Source organism: Dyella ginsengisoli LA-4, assembly GCF_000334915.1.
Lineage (GTDB): Bacteria > Pseudomonadota > Gammaproteobacteria > Xanthomonadales > Rhodanobacteraceae > Dyella_A > Dyella_A ginsengisoli_A.
The window spans coordinates 90,289-106,568 of the sequence record NZ_AMSF01000085.1; the positions used below are offsets into that span (position 1 = coordinate 90,289).

The 16,280-nt window shown below is 69.7% G+C and carries 15 protein-coding genes; 10 read left to right on the plus strand and 5 right to left on the minus strand.

Translation table 11 applies throughout. The features are described 5' to 3' along the window. Positions 1-43: 43 nt before the first annotated feature. Together C693_RS0118235 and bioD are read right to left on the minus strand one after the other, a co-directional pair. Complete coding sequence (locus C693_RS0118235; protein WP_017463723.1) at positions 44-397, minus strand: hypothetical protein; 354 nt, start codon at positions 395-397, stop codon at positions 44-46. Between the two features lie 61 nt (positions 398-458). Then, positions 459-1,142, minus strand: coding sequence for a dethiobiotin synthase (gene bioD / locus C693_RS0118240; RefSeq protein ID WP_017463724.1), 684 nt, complete (start codon positions 1,140-1,142; stop codon positions 459-461). 120 nt (positions 1,143-1,262) lie between these two features. On the opposite strand from bioD, the gene C693_RS0118245 reads away from it, so the two are divergent. After that, entirely contained in the window at positions 1,263-1,754 is a 492-nt protein-coding gene (locus C693_RS0118245; protein ID WP_017463725.1) for a GAF domain-containing protein, read from the plus strand. Between the two features lie 15 nt (positions 1,755-1,769). Here the strand turns inward: C693_RS0118245 and yihA are convergent, their stop codons facing one another. After that, on the minus strand, positions 1,770-2,408 hold the full coding sequence (yihA, locus tag C693_RS0118250) for a ribosome biogenesis GTP-binding protein YihA/YsxC (protein ID WP_026107539.1): 639 nt from the start codon (positions 2,406-2,408) through the stop codon (positions 1,770-1,772). A 117-nt stretch (positions 2,409-2,525) separates the two neighbouring features. Here yihA and C693_RS0118255 point away from each other — a divergent pair, with 117 nt between their 5' ends. From C693_RS0118255 to C693_RS0118275, 5 genes are all read left to right on the plus strand, one after another. After that, on the plus strand, positions 2,526-3,293 hold the full coding sequence (locus tag C693_RS0118255) for a c-type cytochrome (protein WP_017463727.1): 768 nt from the start codon (positions 2,526-2,528) through the stop codon (positions 3,291-3,293). 86 nt (positions 3,294-3,379) lie between these two features. Then, a complete protein-coding gene (locus C693_RS0118260) occupies positions 3,380-4,264 on the plus strand; it encodes a thiol:disulfide interchange protein DsbA/DsbL (RefSeq protein WP_026107540.1) in 885 nt (294 codons plus the stop codon). A gap of 67 nt (positions 4,265-4,331) precedes the next feature. Continuing rightward, positions 4,332-4,988 carry a thiol:disulfide interchange protein DsbA/DsbL gene (locus C693_RS0118265; RefSeq protein ID WP_017463730.1) on the plus strand — a complete coding sequence of 219 codons (657 nt, stop codon included), beginning with the start codon at positions 4,332-4,334 and terminating at the stop codon, positions 4,986-4,988. Positions 4,989-5,088: 100 nt separating this feature from the next. Continuing rightward, entirely contained in the window at positions 5,089-5,889 is an 801-nt protein-coding gene (locus tag C693_RS0118270; protein ID WP_017463731.1) for an endonuclease/exonuclease/phosphatase family protein, read from the plus strand. After that, complete coding sequence (locus C693_RS0118275) at positions 5,889-6,308, plus strand: hypothetical protein (RefSeq protein WP_017463732.1); 420 nt, start codon at positions 5,889-5,891, stop codon at positions 6,306-6,308. The genes C693_RS0118270 and C693_RS0118275 overlap by 1 nt, the downstream gene beginning before the upstream one ends. Here the strand turns inward: C693_RS0118275 and C693_RS0118280 are convergent. Continuing rightward, the gene (locus tag C693_RS0118280; RefSeq protein WP_017463733.1) at positions 6,228-7,820 is read right to left on the minus strand and encodes a hypothetical protein; all 1,593 of its coding nucleotides are present in this window, start codon (positions 7,818-7,820) and stop codon (positions 6,228-6,230) included. The two genes, C693_RS0118275 and C693_RS0118280, sit on opposite strands and share 81 nt — an antisense overlap. A gap of 134 nt (positions 7,821-7,954) precedes the next feature. Between C693_RS0118280 and C693_RS0118285 the strand changes: the two genes are divergently transcribed. Together C693_RS0118285 and C693_RS0118290 are read left to right on the plus strand one after the other, a co-directional pair. Further along, a complete protein-coding gene (locus tag C693_RS0118285; RefSeq protein WP_017463734.1) occupies positions 7,955-10,018 on the plus strand; it encodes a transglycosylase SLT domain-containing protein in 2,064 nt (687 codons plus the stop codon). Between the two features lie 19 nt (positions 10,019-10,037). Beyond that, the gene (locus tag C693_RS0118290) at positions 10,038-10,976 is read left to right on the plus strand and encodes a complex I NDUFA9 subunit family protein (RefSeq protein WP_017463735.1); all 939 of its coding nucleotides are present in this window, start codon (positions 10,038-10,040) and stop codon (positions 10,974-10,976) included. Positions 10,977-10,988: 12 nt separating this feature from the next. Here the strand turns inward: C693_RS0118290 and C693_RS0118295 are convergent, their stop codons facing one another. Continuing rightward, a complete protein-coding gene (locus tag C693_RS0118295; protein WP_017463736.1) occupies positions 10,989-12,656 on the minus strand; it encodes a trehalase family glycosidase in 1,668 nt (555 codons plus the stop codon). Positions 12,657-12,756: 100 nt separating this feature from the next. Here C693_RS0118295 and C693_RS0118300 point away from each other — a divergent pair, with 100 nt between their 5' ends. Together C693_RS0118300 and C693_RS0118305 are read left to right on the plus strand one after the other, a co-directional pair. Next, the gene (locus tag C693_RS0118300) at positions 12,757-13,986 is read left to right on the plus strand and encodes a multifunctional CCA addition/repair protein (RefSeq protein ID WP_017463737.1); all 1,230 of its coding nucleotides are present in this window, start codon (positions 12,757-12,759) and stop codon (positions 13,984-13,986) included. A gap of 61 nt (positions 13,987-14,047) precedes the next feature. Then, entirely contained in the window at positions 14,048-16,225 is a 2,178-nt protein-coding gene (locus C693_RS0118305) for a sulfatase-like hydrolase/transferase (protein WP_017463738.1), read from the plus strand. Positions 16,226-16,280: the final 55 nt, after the last annotated feature.

A 16,280-nucleotide genomic window follows, 5' to 3' on the forward strand; every position in this document is an offset into this window, starting at 1 on the left:
TACCGAGTCTGCACCACCGCTTCCAAGCGGCGGTGCGCCATGCTCAGGCGGCGCGCATGTCCCGCAGGGTCCAGTTCGCGCCAATCAGCAAATTCATGCGATGGCGCACGACACTCATCGGCAGCACGGTGACCAGGTCCACGTCGACGCGCTGCACGTCGTCGACCGAGGCCCGCACCGTGGCGACCGGATCGATCGCACCCAGCGCCGGATCGACCTCGTCCGGCTCGTCCTGCATGGCACGCCAGCGCTCGAACAGCGACGACGTCTGCAATGCCTCGCGCAAGGCCTCGGCGAAATCGTCGGGGCCGGCTCCGTCGTAGGCAAGCTCGGCAACCGGTCCGCGGGCATGGGCCAGATCGTCGATGGACAGGTAATAGTGGTTGCGCAGCGGCATGGATGCGGTTCCTCTGCTGGAGGGTGCCGGAAGGCGCAGCATGACACGCCCGGCAACCGGATCATCCCAGCGCTGCGACCGCCGCGGCCAGATGCCTTGCGGCAGATGCGGCCGGCTCGCCGTGCGGCAGTACGCCGAGGCAAGGGGCCGGAAGCAGCTCGCGCAGGGTCGCCAGGTTGTCCTCGACCGCCTCCATTGCCGGATCGATGCGGTTGCCGACCCAGCCGAGCAGCCGGCAACCGTCGGCGGCGATCGCCCGCGCACTGAGCAGTGCGTGATTCAGGCACCCCAGCCTCAGACCGACCACCAGGATCACCGGCAGCTCCCACGCCTGCGCCAGGGCGGACGCCATCAACCCGGGAGCCAGCGGCACCATCCAGCCGCCGACGCCCTCTACCACCACCGGAGCATGGCGCGCACGCAACTGCTCGAAGGCCGCCGTGAGTGGCGGCAACGCGACCGTCACGCCGTCGCGCGCGGCTGCCAGATGCGGCGACAGCGGCGCCCGCAGGCTGACCGGATTGATCGCCGCATATGTCACGCCGGCCGGCCCCGCCGCCTGCAGCGCCAGCGCGTCCTCGTTGCGCAATCCCGCGGGCGTCTCCTCGCAGCCGCTGGCAACCGGCTTCATGCCGACCGCATCCCGGCCCGCGGCGCGCAGCGCATGCAGCAGCGCGCACGACGCATGGGTCTTGCCGATGCCCGTGTCGGTGCCGGCGACGAACAGGCGGTCATGCGTGGACATGGCGAGGATCCTCGATGGAGAAAGCCGGGCATGGTCTCTGCGTCGGTCGCGCCAGGCAAGCCGGCAGCGGCGAAACCGCCGCCCGGCGCATAATGGACGGCCCCATCCGATGGACCGCCCATGTTCCACGTTGCCTCCCATCCGCACGCCGGCAAGCGCGAGCTGTATGCCGAAGTGGCCGAACTCGCGCAGGGCCTGCTGGCTGGCGAGCGCGACCTGATCGCCAACGCCGCCAACTTCAGCGCCCTGCTGTTCCACAGCCTGCCCGACCTCAACTGGGCCGGCTTCTACTTCTTCGACGGCACCGAGCTGGTGGTCGGCCCGTTCCAGGGCAAGCCGGCCTGCATCCGCATCGCCCTCGGGCGCGGCGTGTGCGGCGCGGCTGCGCAGGACCGGCAGACCCAGCTGGTGGTCGATGTGCATGCGTTCGAGGGGCACATCGCCTGCGACGCGGCGTCCAACTCGGAGATCGTGGTGCCGCTGGTGAAGGCCGACGGCACCCTGCTCGGCGTATGGGATGTGGACAGTCCGCTGGTCGGCCGTTTCGACGACGAGGACCGCGTCGGCATGGAAGCGCTGTGCGCGCTGTTCATGCAGGCCGTCGACGCCTGAGCGCCCGGTCGGGCCTCAGCGTTCGCGCGGCGTCCGCAGCAGCTCGACCACGCGTGTGCGCGCCTCCTCCACGCCGGTGCCGGCGGTGGAGGAGAACACCTGCGCGGTGGCGTGCAGCCCATCGCGAAAGCTCTTGCGCATCGCCGCGAGCGCCTGCGTGGCCTGGCCCCGCGACAACTTGTCGGCCTTGGTCAGCAGCAGATGGCACGGCAGACCGGTGGTGAAACAGAACTCCAGCATCATCCGGTCGAACTCCTTCAGCGGATGGCGGATATCGGCGATCAGCACCACGCCGCGCAGGCTGGCGCGGTGGTGCAGGTAGGAGTCGATCTCCAGCTTCCAGTGCTCACGCAGCTCCTCCGGCACCTTGGCGTAGCCGTAGCCCGGCAGGTCGATCAGCCGCGCCTCCAGCGGCGGCTCGCCTTCGCCCTGCGCCAGCGGCGGTAGCGCGAACGACACCATCTGCTGGGTGCGGCCCGGCGTCTTGGAGGTGCGGGCCAGGCCGCGATGGCCGGTCAACGCGTTGAGCGCACTGGACTTGCCGGCGTTGGATCGACCGGCAAAGGCCACCTCGGCCCCCTGGTCGGCAGGCAGTTGGCGGAAACGATGGGCGGCGAGCGTGAACTGCGCGCCCTGGAGCGGATTAGGGGACATGGGAGCGGTTTGACCGGTCAGGGTGCCACGGGGATAATCCTGCAGTTTCTGCCTGTCGCGCGCGATGCGCGGCTGGCTTGGCGGCAGTATCTGCAAGGTCTTTCGGGAGACAAGTGTATGAGTTTTCGGCTCGCCGATTTTCGGCACGCTGTGCTTGGGGCGACTGCTGCCCTCGCGTTCGCGCTGTCTGCCAGTGCGGTGACTGCCCAGGAAGCCAAGCCCGCTGCGGCTGCGAGCGCCGCTGCGGCAGCCTCCAGCACCCCGGCCTCCGCTCCGGCAGCCAGCGCCGAGGTGAAACCCGGTGACGCCACTGCCGGCCAGGGCAAGGCCGCCGTCTGCGGCGCCTGCCACGGCATGGACGGCAACTCCGCCGATCCGCAGTACCCGAAGCTGGCCGGTCAGCACGAGTCGTACATCGCGCGCCAGCTGACCAGCTTCAAGGCCGGCAAGCGCCAGAACCCGATCATGCTCGGCATGGCCACGCCGCTGTCCGAGCAGGACATGCACGACATCGGCGCCTACTTCGCCTCGCAGACCGTGCGCCCGGGCGTTGCCGACGATGCGGTAGTGAAGCAGGGCGAGACGCTCTACCGCGAGGGCGACCCGACCCGCGGCATCCCCGCCTGCATGGCCTGCCACCTGATCGACGGCCGTGGCAACCCCGGCGCGATCTACCCGCAGCTCGCCGGCCAGCACTCGCAGTACGTGGAGGCCACGCTGAAGTCCTGGCACGACGGTACTGTCTGGGGTACCGACGCCCACGCGCAGATCATGCCGGCGATCGCCAAGAAGCTCGACGCCAAGGACATCACCGCACTGGCCAGCTACATCGAGGGCCTGCACCCAGCCGATACCGGCGACACGGCAGCCGCATCGGCGCCGTAACCTCCATCACGCCGACCCCCGGGTCGGCGTGATCGTTTCCAGCCCGCGATTTTTTGCGCCCCGCTGCTGATCAGAAGGACATCCCCATGCTGAAGCGCCTGCCGTTCCTGTGTATCGCCCTGCTCGCCCTGGCTGCCTGCAGCCACTCCAACGACAGCAGCGCGCCGGCGGCCTCCTCCGCTCCCGCGCCGACCGCGGCGCCGGCCACCTCGGCACCGGCAACGGCACCGGCGACCACCGGGAGCGCAGCGGCAACCCCGGCACCAGCGGCGAGCGCGCCCGCCGCCGCAACCACTGCCGCAGCCGCCGCCACGCCTGCAGCTCCGGCGAAAGCCAGCACTTTCGTCGAGGATCCGAAGTGGGTGGAAGGCAAGAACTACTTCCGCATCGAGCCGGCGCAGCCGAAGGTTTCCAACACCGACAAGATCGAAGTGGCCGAGGTGTTCTCCTACGCCTGCCCCTCGTGCAATGCCTTCCACCCGATGGTCGACCAGCTGGCCAAGAGCCTGCCCTCCGATGCGGTGATGGCCTACCTGCCGGTTTCGTTCATGCCGCAGGAGAACTTCCCGATGTTCCAGCGCGCGTTCCTTACCGCGCAGGCGCTGGGCGTGGCCGACAAGGCCAATGACGCGATGTACGACGCGGTATGGAAGACCAAGGAACTCAGCTCCGAGAACGCCAGCGGCCAGGGCCTGAAGCCGATGTCCGAGCTGCCCACGCTGGCCGACGCGGCGAAGGTCTACGCGAAGTACGGCGCCGACCCGAAGGAATTCCTTGCGGTGGCCAACTCCTTCAGCATCAACACCCAGGTCAAGCGCGCCGACGAGCTGGTGAAGGCCTACGGCGTGGAAGGCACGCCGACCATCGTGGTCGACGGCAAGTACCGCATCGACCTGCGCGCGGCCGGTGGCTATGCGCAGATGGTCGAGCTGGCGAAGTACCTGGTGGCCAAGGAAGCGGCTGGCAAGTAAGCCCTGCCTGGCACCTTTCGCGCCCGGCGTGGTCTTGCCTGTTCCTGTTCCGTTGCGGAGTCGTTCCATGCTCAAACACCTCTCCCGTGTCCGGCTGTTCGCCCTGGTCGGCGGCCTGCTGCTGGCTACCGCCTGCTCGGCCGGGTCCGGCCAGGATCCGTCGGCGCCTTACACCGACGGCGTCGAGTACGCCACCATCCCCGGCCCGGCTCAGCGCTACAGCCCGGAGGGCAAGGTCGAAGTGGTCGAGGTGTTTTCCTACGGCTGCATCCACTGCGACCACTTCGCCCCCTATGCCGAGAAGCTGCGCCAGGCGCTGCCCAAGGGTGTGGTGTTCAAGCTGGTGCCGGCGCCGTTCAGCGCCGAATGGCTGCCGTTCGCGCGCGCCTTCTACGCGGCGAAGAAGCTGGGCGTGGTCGACAAGACCCACCTGGAGCTGTTCAAGGAGAAATTCGACCAGCACTACCCGATGAACACGCTGGACGAGCTGGCCGATTTCTATGCCCGCGAGGGCGTGAATCGCGAGGAGTTCCTGCGCATCGCGACCTCGGATGCCGTCACCCAGCAGATGAAGAGCGACCTGGCGCTGATCCAGAAATGGGGCGTCACCGGCACGCCGACCATCGTTGTGGACGGCAAGTACCGCAGCGCCGACGTGCACAACTTCGACCAGCTGTCCGCCCTGACCCAGTGGCTGGCCAAGCGCGAACTGGCCGCCAAGTAAGCCTGCGTCACGGCAGTCGCGAGGCGACTGCCGTGACGTTCACGCGGCGCGCGGCATGCTGTCGACCGTTTTTCCTCCCGCCGCGATGCCCGACCCTGCCATGACCGGATCCGCCCCTCCTGCTCCCGAGCGTCGCCTGCGACTGCTCAGCTGCAACATCCTCGCGGGCGGCAGCGTGCAGAAGTACCGTGAATACGTCACCCGCAGCATCAATGCGGTGCTGCCCGGCCGCAGCAAGCTGGACAACCTCGACCGCCTCGCCGAACTGCTGCCGCAGTTCGACGTGATCGGTCTGCAGGAAGCCGACGCAGGCAGCCTGCGATCGGGCTTCCTCAACCAGACGCGCTACCTCGCCGAGACCGCCGGCATGCCGTTCTGGAGCCACCAGCCGAACCGTCCGGTGGCCAAGCTCGCGCATTCGGCCAACGGACTGATCAGCCGGATGGAGCCGCACAGCGTCTACGATTACCCGCTGCCCAGCCGCATCCCCGGTCGCGGCGCCATGCTGGCGCGTTTCGGCGAAGGCGACGATGCGCTCGCCGTGATGATCGCGCACCTCTCGCTCAGCGCGCCGGCCCGTGCCAGGCAGCTGGCCTTCATCGGCGAACTGCTGGCCGATTTCCCGCACGCGGTGCTGATGGGCGACCTCAACACCGAGGCACACAGCACGGAAATGCAGCACCTGTTCGCCAAGTGCCGGCTGCAGCCGCCGGAGCAACCGACGCCCACCTTCCCCAGCTGGAAGCCGCGCCGTGCGCTCGACCACATCCTCACCTCCGCCGACATCCACCTCGACAAGGTCTGGACCCTCCCGCAGGCGTTTTCCGACCACCTGCCCATCGCCGCCGAGGTGCGCCTGCCCGCGCATGTGGCGCCGCGGCTGCACCGGGTGCGTCGCTGATGCGCGGCCAGCGGGGCCGGGCCGCCTTCGCCTGGATCGTCGTCCTGCTCGTCGGCGCGATCGCCGCTGCGCTGCGCTACGGCCTGGTCGAACCACCCGGCCTGGGTGACCGGTGTGCCGTCGGCGGCCCCGGGGCGCCGGCCTGGTGCGGCCTGCGCGACCTGGTCGTGCAGGGCTTCCTGCATGATGTTTACGGTGCCGCGGCGCTCTTCGCGACGGCCCTCGCCCTGCTGTACCGGCGCCGCTGGAGTGCGGCCCTTGCCGCTTCGCTGGGCCTGCTGGCGATCGAGCTCTACTGCTACCAGAGCGGCGCCCTGGCCCTGCTCGTTGGCGCCCTGCTATTGGTGCGGGTGAACGATCCGGCGTGGGCGGCCGAACCAGCCCGGCGCGGCCAGCAGGACGTTCAGAGCGAACCATAACCAGGCCGCCGGGCTGAGCCCCAGCTCCTGCACCAGCACCACCGCCCCGAGCACCAGCAGCAGCACGCCCAGGAACCGTTCCTCGCGCGTGGACGGGGCCTGCGCCACACGACCGAGCAGCGCAAGCAATGCGTAGCCCACCGCCGGCAGGGCAAACAGGCCGAGCGGAAAGTCGCGATAGCGGCCGTCGAACACCAGCAGCAGGCCGTAGTAAGCCAGCGCGAACAACCAGCCGAAGCGCAGGCGCGCGCCCGCCGGCACCGCCGCCGCGCCGGCCAGCCATGCCGCCAGTGCACGGGCCAGCACCAGTGCGGTGCCCAGCGCAAGCAGGCAGGCGCCCAGGCTGATCGCCCACTCCCACCAGGGACCGCAGGCATAGATCATCTGCCGCACCTGCCACGCCAGCGCCGTGCCGGATCCGAGCCCCGCGCCGGTCAGCGCCAGCCAGCCGCGCCCGCCACGCCAGTGGCGACGCCAACCGCCGACCATGACGAACAGTCCGGCCATCGCCAGCCCCGCCAGAGGGCCCAGCCACCAGCGCGGTATCTCGGTCACCGGTCCCTGCATCGGAAATTTCGGCCGGGCGTGGGCGTCGAAGATGCCCCAGTAGCCGCCCACCGTGCCTTCCTGCTCGCGCTTCCAGGCCTGGTCGAAGGCCTCGATCACGTTGTACGGCATCCGCACCGTGGCGGCATAGCGCAGGAATTCCCGCAGGTAACGCGCCTCGTTGACCAGGCTCGCCGTGGCCGCCTCGCGAGGCCTGCCGGCACTCGGCCAGCCGGTCTCGCCGATCATCACCGGCTTGCCGGGAAACGCCGCGCGCACCCGTGCATACACATCGGCCACATGCTGCACGGCACGCTCCGGCGGTACCGGATCGTCCTCCCAGTAAGGCAGCACGTGGATGGTGATGTAGTCGACCGAGCTGGCCAGCTCCGGATGGCGCAGCCAGAACTCCCACACATCGGCGTAGCTCACCGGCACGGCCGGCGGCAGTAACGCCCGCGCCTGGCGCAGGTAGCCGGCCAGCGCCGCGGAAGACTGCTCGCCACGCAGCAGCACCTCATTGCCGACGATGACTCCACGGAGCACTTCGGGATGCGCCCGCGCCGCCGCCGCTGCCAGGGCGATCTCCCTTTGGTTGGCCACGGGGTCACGACCGATCCATATGCCCAGCAGTACCTTCATGCCGTAGCGTCCGGCGATCGCCGGCACGGCGTCCAGGCCCTGGCCTTCGGAGTACGTGCGCACGCAGTCGAAGCGACGCGACAGCGCGCGCAGGTCGGCATCGATCTGCTGTGGCGAGATGAAGGTCGCCGGGTCATAGGGTGTCTGCCCCTCGCGGCGATAGGGCGAGTAGGACACGCAGGCGATGCGCGCGGACGGCGCATCCGGCAGTGCCACCGGCCGGCCGGCCGCCCACCACCACCACAGGCCCGCCGCGGCGGCGAGCCAGAGCCCCAGCCAGACCGGCCAGTGCGGGCGCGTCGAAGACGTGGTCGCGGAGGTCATGACGATCCGGGAGAGGGGCGAGCGCGCGAGTGTATCAGCGCCATGCACGCGCTCATCGCGGGCGCCCCGTCACGCTGTTGGCTGCCGTTGGCAAGCGCTCCACTACACTCGAAGCGTTGCACGCAGGAGATCCAATGCACGCCGCCCGTCCCCCGTCGCGCCCGTTCCGCCTCGTTCCCCGCCTTGTCGCCCTGATCCTGCTCCTCGCCGCCGCCCGGAGCAGCGATGCCACGCCGAATGCCGACGCCCAACGCGAAGCATTCAGGCAGGCCTATGCAACCGCCCAGCAGGGCGGCGATGCCTGGCGTGCGCAGGCACGCGGCCTGCAGCACTACGTGCTGTACCCCTACCTCGAAGCGGCATCCCTCGAGCACGACCTGCAGCAGCTCGAAACATCCCGCGTGCAGGACTACCTCAAGCGCTACCCCGGACTGATTCCCGCCGACGACCTGCGCCGCGCCTACCTCGGCGAGCTGGCACGCAGGCAGGACTGGACCGGCTTCATGGCGCTGTACCGGGATGGTCTGGGCGACGCGCTGGCCTGCGGCGAACTGCAGGCGCGGATGGCGCAGGGGCACCGGCTGGACTTCGACAAGGACCTCGGCGCGCTGTGGCAGAAGGCCTCGCTGCCGAATGCCTGCGATCCGGTACTGCAGGCTGCGCACGACGCCGGCCTGCTCACGCCGACCCGGTTGTGGGCCCGGATCGATCGCGCCATGGCTGCGGGTGCCGGCGGCACGATCGCCTCGCTGGCGGCCTGGCTGCCGAAGCGCGACGCCATCGCCGCGCAACGCCTCGCGCTGGCCCTGCGCGACCCCGCCAAGGCCGTGAAGGAGGCCGCACACTGGCCGGACACGCCGCGTCATCGCGAGGCTGCCGCGCGCGCCCTGCAACGGCTGGCGCGGCGCGATACGAACGCGGCGGATGCGGGCTGGCTGCACCTGCAGCGGCGCTTCCACTTCAGCCAGTCGCAGCGCGACGACGTGCTCGCCGCACTGGCGTTGTTCCACGCCACCGACTTCGACGACCACGCGCTGCAGCGGCTGCGCGAGCTGCCGTCCGACGCGCAGACCGATGCCACCCGCGAGTGGCGCGTGCGCGTGGCACTGGCGCGGCAGGACTGGCGCGCCGTGCTGCAGGCCATCGATGCGCTGGCACCGGACCAGCGACAGGACGGCGAGTGGGACTACTTCAAGGCACGCGCGCTGGCCGCGCTGGGACGCACCCGGCAGGCCGAGGCCTTGTTTGCGCAGCTCGCCACCGAGCCCACCTACTTCGGCTTCCTCGCCGCGGATCGCAGCGGCAGTGCCTATGCGATCTGTCCGGACTCGATCGGCGACGACCCGGCGATTGCGCGCAGCCTGCTCGCCGAGCCCGGCATGCAGCGCGCCTTCGAGCTCTACGCGGTGGGCCTGCCCCGCGACGCGCGGCGCGAGTGGGCGCGCGCGCTGGCTGGCAGCAGCGTGGCGACCCGGCGCGAAGCCGCGCTGCTGGCCAACCAGCGCGGCTGGTACGACCGCGCGGTCTTCACCTTCTCCAGCGGCGACGCGCTGCGCCTTTACGACCTGCGCTTCCCGCTGGCGCGGCAGGACCACATGGTCGAGCAGGCCTCGCAGGCCGGTATCGATCCGGCCTGGGCCTATGCGATTGCCCGCGCCGAGAGCGCGTGGATGAGCGATGCCCACTCCGGCGCCGACGCGCGGGGCCTGATGCAGCTGCTGCCGGCCACTGGCGCACAGGTCGCCCGCGCCTACGGCCTGCCCTGGGCCGGCGGCGACTCCCTGTACGACCCGACGACCAACGTGCAGCTGGGCACGCGCTACCTCGCACAGATGGCACAGCGCTTCAACGGCGCCCCCTGGCTGGCCAGCGCGGCCTACAACGCCGGCCCGGTGAAGGTCGACCAGTGGCTGGACCAGCGCGGCACGCTGCCGCCGGATCTGTTCACCGCCACCATTCCGTACAAGGAGACCCGCGAGTACGTGGCGCGGGTGATGGCCTTCAGCGTGATCTACGACTGGCGACTCACCGGTCGCGCAGTGCCACTGGATGCGCGGATGACGCCGATCGGCCAGGCTTACGTACCGCCCGGCCCCGGCACGGTGCGCAAACCGGTCAGTTGTCCGTCCACCGCGGCGGCGGAGTCGCCGGCCGATGGCGCCACGGTCGCGGCACCGCCCAGCCCCGGCTCATCCTGATCATTCGAGGAACTCCCGCATGACCGCCCAGGCCCTTGTCGTTCTCGGAGGCACCGGCTTCGTCGGCAGCCACCTGCTTCCACGGCTCGCCCGTGACGGTCATCGCATCACCGTGCTGACGCGCAATCGGGAACAGCACCGTGCCCTCGCCGTGACGCCGGGCGTGCGATTGGTGAGTACCGACGTGCACGACATGGACCGATTGCGGGCCGCGTTTGCCGGTGCCGATGCGGTCATCAACCTGGTCGGGATCCTCAACAGCCAGGGGCGCCAGACCTTCCAGCGCGTGCACGTGGAGCTGACCGGCAAGGTGATCGAAGCCTGCCGCGCGGCCGGCGTGGCACGCCTGCATCAGATGAGCTCGCTCAAGGCGGGCCAGGGACTGAGCGAGTATCTGAAAACCCGCGGCGAAGCCGAGGCGCGGGTGCGCCAGTCCGGTCTGGACTGGACGATCTACCAGCCCAGCGTGATCTTCGGCGACGGCGACGGCCTGGTCGGGCGCTTCGCGAAGATCCTGAAGATGACGCCGGTGCTGCCGCTGGCCCGCGCGCAGGCGAAGATGGCACCCACCTGGGTCGGCGACGTGGTCGAGGCGATCGCCCGCTGCGTCGCCGGTGAAGTGCCGTCGCACCAGCGCGGCTTCGAACTGTATGGCCCCGAGGTGCTCACGCTGGGCGCCATTGTCGCCGCCATCCGCGACGCGGCCGGCCTGCACACCCGGATCCTGCCGCTGCCCGATGCCCTGGGTCGGCTGCAGGCACAGGTCGCCGAGCTGCTGCCGGGCAAGCCGTTCTCGCTCGACAACTTCCGCTCGCTGCGCACCGATTCGGTCGGCAAGACCGATGGCTACGCCGCGCTGGGCATCGTGCCGCAGCCGTTCACGCCCTGGCTGCCGCGACTGGTGTCCGGCCTGCCGCGACAGCGGCGGCTGGACGCTGCCCGCCGCCACGCACGCTGAGCACCGCCGCGCTCAAGGCGCGACGGCGGCGGTTTCGGCCTTGCCCGCCGGCGCGCGGTCGAGCAGCTGGTGCAGCTTGAGCCACACGCCGTTGGTCCAGCCGAAGCCGATCACGTTCTCGGTGTAGCCGGCGGTGATCCGCACGTCGGCGTTGCCGCTGACCATGTTGTATTTCTCGCGGATGGTGCCGTCGGCGGCCAGGCTGCGATCCACCGTGCCGGCGAACTTGGCGGCGATGCGGCGCGCGTCGTCGTGGAAACCGTAGTCGTCCAGCCCCTTCACCGCCAGCCAATTGGTCGGCGCCCAGCCGAACGGCTGGTCCCACTGCGCGCCGCTGGCGTCTCCGCTCATCGCCAGGCCGCCCTTGCGCTCGAACAGCGCCAGGTGGTCGCGCACCGACTTCGCCTGCGCCGGCGTCGCCAGCCCGGCCCACAGCGGATAGAAGGTGGTCAGGTAGGGATCGTCCGAGGGTCGGCCGGTAGTGGTGTCGTAGTCCATGAACAGGCCGCGGTCGGCCCGCCACAGGTACTTGTTCATCGCCGCCTTGCGCTGCGCCGCCAATGCCGCCCAGTGCGCCGCCTCGGCCGGCTTGCCCAGGCGCAGGGCGAAATCGTGCAGGTCACGCTCGTAGCGATACAGCAGGCTGTTGAGACCCACCGCGGCGTAGTGGTGGGTCGCGGCACCGTAGGGACCGAAGTGGAAGTTGGTGTCGAAGCCGGATTCGCGCATCGCGCGGTCGCCGGCGTAGTAGTCCGCGCTGAGGCGGTAGCCGTCGGCCCAGGCGTCGGCACAGATGGGCGAGGCGGCAAGATCGCAGCTGCGGGTCTTCAGGCGCGCCGCTTCGGCCGCATCCGGATGCTCCGACGCCTTCACCAGGTAGCCGCGGTTCTTCGCCGGATGCTTTTCCAGGTAGCGGATCACGCCCTTGAGGTAATCGGCGTTGCGCATCTCCAGCACCGGGCCGCTGCCGAGATCCATGTAGCGGGCCAGGCCGGTATCGCCGGCCTGATGCGGCTTGCCCAGCCAGATCGCGTGGTCCTTCACCGCCAGCGGATAGGCCTTGCGCAGCCAGGCGGTGGCGGCATCCGCATCGGGGAAGCTGGCCGGATCGTCCAGCACCGCGCGCATCATCTCGCCGAGGAATGGCGGCTGCGAGCGGCTGAAGTAGTAGCTGCGGTTGGCGTTGAGCACGCCGCCGTAGTGGTCGATCTCGTAGAGGAAGTTCTCGACCATGCCGCGCGCCAGGTCCACGCGGTGATCGGCGATGAGCCCCAGCACGATGAAATAGCTGTCCCAGCCGTACATCTCGTTGAACATGCCGCCCGGCACCACGTAGGGATGCGGCAGGTACAGCAGACCCTGCACCGGCAGCGTGCGCGCGTCGATCTGGCCCAGCGCGGTAACCACCCGCGGCAGCCGCCGCACGTCGACCTTGCAGCGGTGCCGGGTGGCCTCGAGCGACCCGGGCATCGGCACGTCGGCGGGCAGGTACAACACCGGCTCGGTGGCCACCTTCGGATCGACCAGCGACGCACAGTCATCGGTAGCGCGGGTGAGCGTGCTCCAGGCCTTGTCGATATAGGCGCGGGTCGCGGCCGGATCGGCCTGGGCGGCGGCGACGGCAGTGCTGGCCAGCAGCAGCATCGCGGCGAGGACGGGGCGGAGACTGCGACGCTTCACGGCGTTCCCTCGGGCGGCGGACGGATCGCACGAGGATAACGCCCGACGTCCGCTGATGCCGTTGCGGGGGCGTGAAGGAACGTCATGGCAGAATGCCCGGATGCGTATCTATCTCGTCGGCGGCGCCGTCCGCGACCAGCTGCTCGGCCGGCCCGTGGTCGATCGCGACCATGTCGTGGTCGGCGCGCGGCCGGACGAGCTGCTCGCGCTCGGCTATCGGGCCGTCGGCAAGGACTTCCCTGTCTTCCTGCACCCGGACAGTGGCGAGGAGTACGCACTGGCGCGCACCGAGCGCAAGACCGGCCGCGGCTACCACGGCTTCGCCTTCCAAGCCGACCCGACGGTGACCCTGGAAGAAGATCTGGCCCGACGCGACCTCACCATCAACGCGATCGCGCAGGACGAGGCCGGCGCGCTGGTCGACCCCTACGGCGGCAGGCAGGACATCGAAGCGCGCGTGCTGCGCCACGTCTCGCTGGCGTTCGTCGAGGATCCGGTGCGCCTGCTGCGCGTGGCGCGCTTCGCGGCGCGCTTCGCACCGCTCGGCTTCACCGTGGCCACGGAGACGATGGCGCTGATGCGCCAGATGGTGTCGAACGGGGAGGTGGATCATCTGGTACCCGAACGCGTGTGGGCCGAGACCCGGCGCGCGCTGGCCGAAGCGCGGCCGTCGGCGTTCCTGCGCGTGCTGCGCGAGAGCGGCGCGCTGGCGGTCCTGTTTCCCGAGGTGGACGCGTTGTACGGCGTGCCGCAGCGCCCCGAGTTCCACCCGGAGATCGACACTGGCACCCACATGGAGCTGGTGCTCGACGCTGCTGCCACGATCGCGACCGGCGACGACCTGGTCGGCTACTGCGCGCTCTGTCACGACCTGGGCAAGGCGCTCACGCCGACCGCAGTACTGCCTCGGCATATCGGCCACGAGCACGCCGGCGTACCGCTCGTGCGCGCGCTCTCGGCCAGACTGAAGGTACCGACCGAACACGCCACGCTCGCCGAACACGTCTGCCGCGAACACCTCAACGCGCACCGGGCACTGGAGCTCAAGCCAGCGACCGTGCTCAAGCTGCTCACCGCGCTGGACGCCCTGCGCCGACCGGAGCGGCTGGAGACCTTTCTGGCCGCCTGCTGGGCCGACAAGCGCGGGCGGCTGGGGCATGAAGACGATCCGTATCCCGCCGGCGATTACCTGCGCCAGGCCCGTGCGGCGGCCGCGGCGGTGACTGCCGCCCCCTTCATCGAGAACGGCCTGCGCGGCCCGGCCGTTGGCGCCGCGATGGATGCCGCGCGCGTCGGCGCCATCGGCGATGTGAAACAATATAACAATTGACCTTTCGCGCCGACGCCAACGCCTTCGCGCTGGTGCGGCGATCCATGTTCCGGAGTCGCCTGTGTCCCTGAGCCATCCCTCCTCCTCGCCCTTGCGCCAGCGCCTGCGCCCACTGGGCTGGCTGGCCGCCACGTATCTGGTGATCGGCGTGATCACGCGCATCGCGCTGCTGGTGATGACCGGCAAGGGCGTGAGCCCGAACCCGCTCAACTACCTCTACGCGTTCGGCGTGGGCGCGATCGCCGACCTGGTGACCTTCGTCTACGTCGCCTGGCCGCTGGTGCTGTTCCTGTGGATCGTGCCGACCGACCGGCCCCGGGTACGCAGCCTGGTCGGCTGGGTCGGCTGGATCGCCGCCCTGCTGGCCGGGTTCGGCTTGTGCTGGGGCCTGCTGTACCTGAAGTGGCAGGCCAGCCTGCACGAGGTGTGGCCACTGGCGATCCTGGCGATCTACCTGCTGCCGCTGCCCGCGCTGGCCTACAACCGGCGCAGCGGCCGCGGCTACCTGTACGGATTGGCCCTGGCGATGCTGTTCGGCCTGATGTTCGTGGGCGCGTCCGAGCTGGTGTTCTGGAACGAGTTCGGTGTGCGCTTCAATTTCATCGCGGTGGACTACCTCGTCTACACCACCGAGGTGATCGGCAACATCCGCGAGTCCTACCCGATCGGTACCTGGCTGGCCCTGCTGGCCGTCGGCGCAGTGCTGGTGCTGTGGCTGACCCGGCGACGCGTCTGGCGACGCGACGAAGGCTCGCGCTTCGGCGCCCGCAGCGTGCTGGCGCTGGCGTGGCTGGTGCTGAGCGTGCTGGTCACCGCCGGCTTCACCGCCGACATGAAGGACCGCACCGACAACAACTACGTCAACGAGCTGGCCGGCAACGGCATCTTCCAGTTCTTCGCCGCGTTCCGCTCCAGCCACCTCGACTACGCCAAGTTCTACCGCACGCTGCCGCAGGACGAGGCCTATGCGCGCGTGCGCAAGCTGCTGAAGACGCCGGAAGCCACCTACCTCAACGACAGCCCGCACGATCTCACCCGCGAGATCCGCCACAGCGGCCCGGAACAGCATCTCAACGTCGTGCTGATCAGCGTGGAGAGCCTGTCGGCAGACTACCTGGGGGTGTTCGGCAACAAGCAGCACCTCACGCCGCAGCTCGATGCGCTGTCCCGGCAGAGCATGTTCTTCGAGAACGCCTACGCCAACGGCACCCGCACCGTGCGCGGGCTGGAGGCGCTTTCGCTGTCGATCCCGCCGACCCCGGGCGATTCGGTGATCAAGATGAAGGGCAACGAGAACCTGTTCTCGCTGGCCGACATCTTCAACGACCGGGGCTACGTGTCGGAGTTCGTCTACGGTGGCTACGGCTACTTCGACAACATGAACTACTTCTTCAGCCACAACGGCTACCTGGCGGTGGACCGCAAGGACTACCCGAAGGGCGCCGTCATCCACCACGAGAACGTCTGGGGCGTGTCGGACGAGGACCTGTACACCATGGCGCTGGCGCAGATGGACCGGATCCACGCGCAGGGCAAGCCGTTCTTCCTGCACATCATGACCACCTCCAACCACCGGCCATACACCTTCCCGGCCGGGCGCGTGGATTTCCCGCAGGGCTCGCGCTCCGGCGCGGTGGCCTACACCGACTGGGCGATCGGCGACTTCCTCAAGCGCGCCAGGGACAAGCCGTACTTCAAGGACACCGTGTTCGTGATCACCGCCGACCACGACGCGGCCAGCGCCGGCAAGGCCAGCATCCCGATCAACCGCTACCACATCCCGCTGTACATCTACTCGCCGGCGCACATCCCGCCGCAGAAGGTCGAGCGCCTCACCTCGCAGATCGACGTGCCGCCGACCCTGCTCGGCCTGCTGCACTTCAGCTACCGCAGCCGCTTCTTCGGCTACGACGTGTTCCAGCTCGAGCCCGGCCGCGAGCGCGCCTTCCCGGCCACCTACGAGAAGCTCGGCTACCTGCGCCACGGCCTGCTGACCGCGCTGGAACCCGGCCGCAAGATGGAGCAGCTGGTGCCGGACTTCGCCACCGGCGACGCCACCCCCGCGCACCCGGTCGACCAGGCCCTGGTGGACGAGGCGATCGCCTACTACCAGGTGGCCGCGAACCTGTTCAAGCACGGCGAACTGGCGCGGCGTCCCGAGGACAGCACGCCGGTGGCCCCGCTGCCACCGTCGGCCCCGGCACCGGCCTCTCCGGCCAGCGCGGATAGCGCACGCTGAGCCCAGCCGGAGCGTCCACCACCCACCATCAAGCCACTTCCTCCACTGGACCACC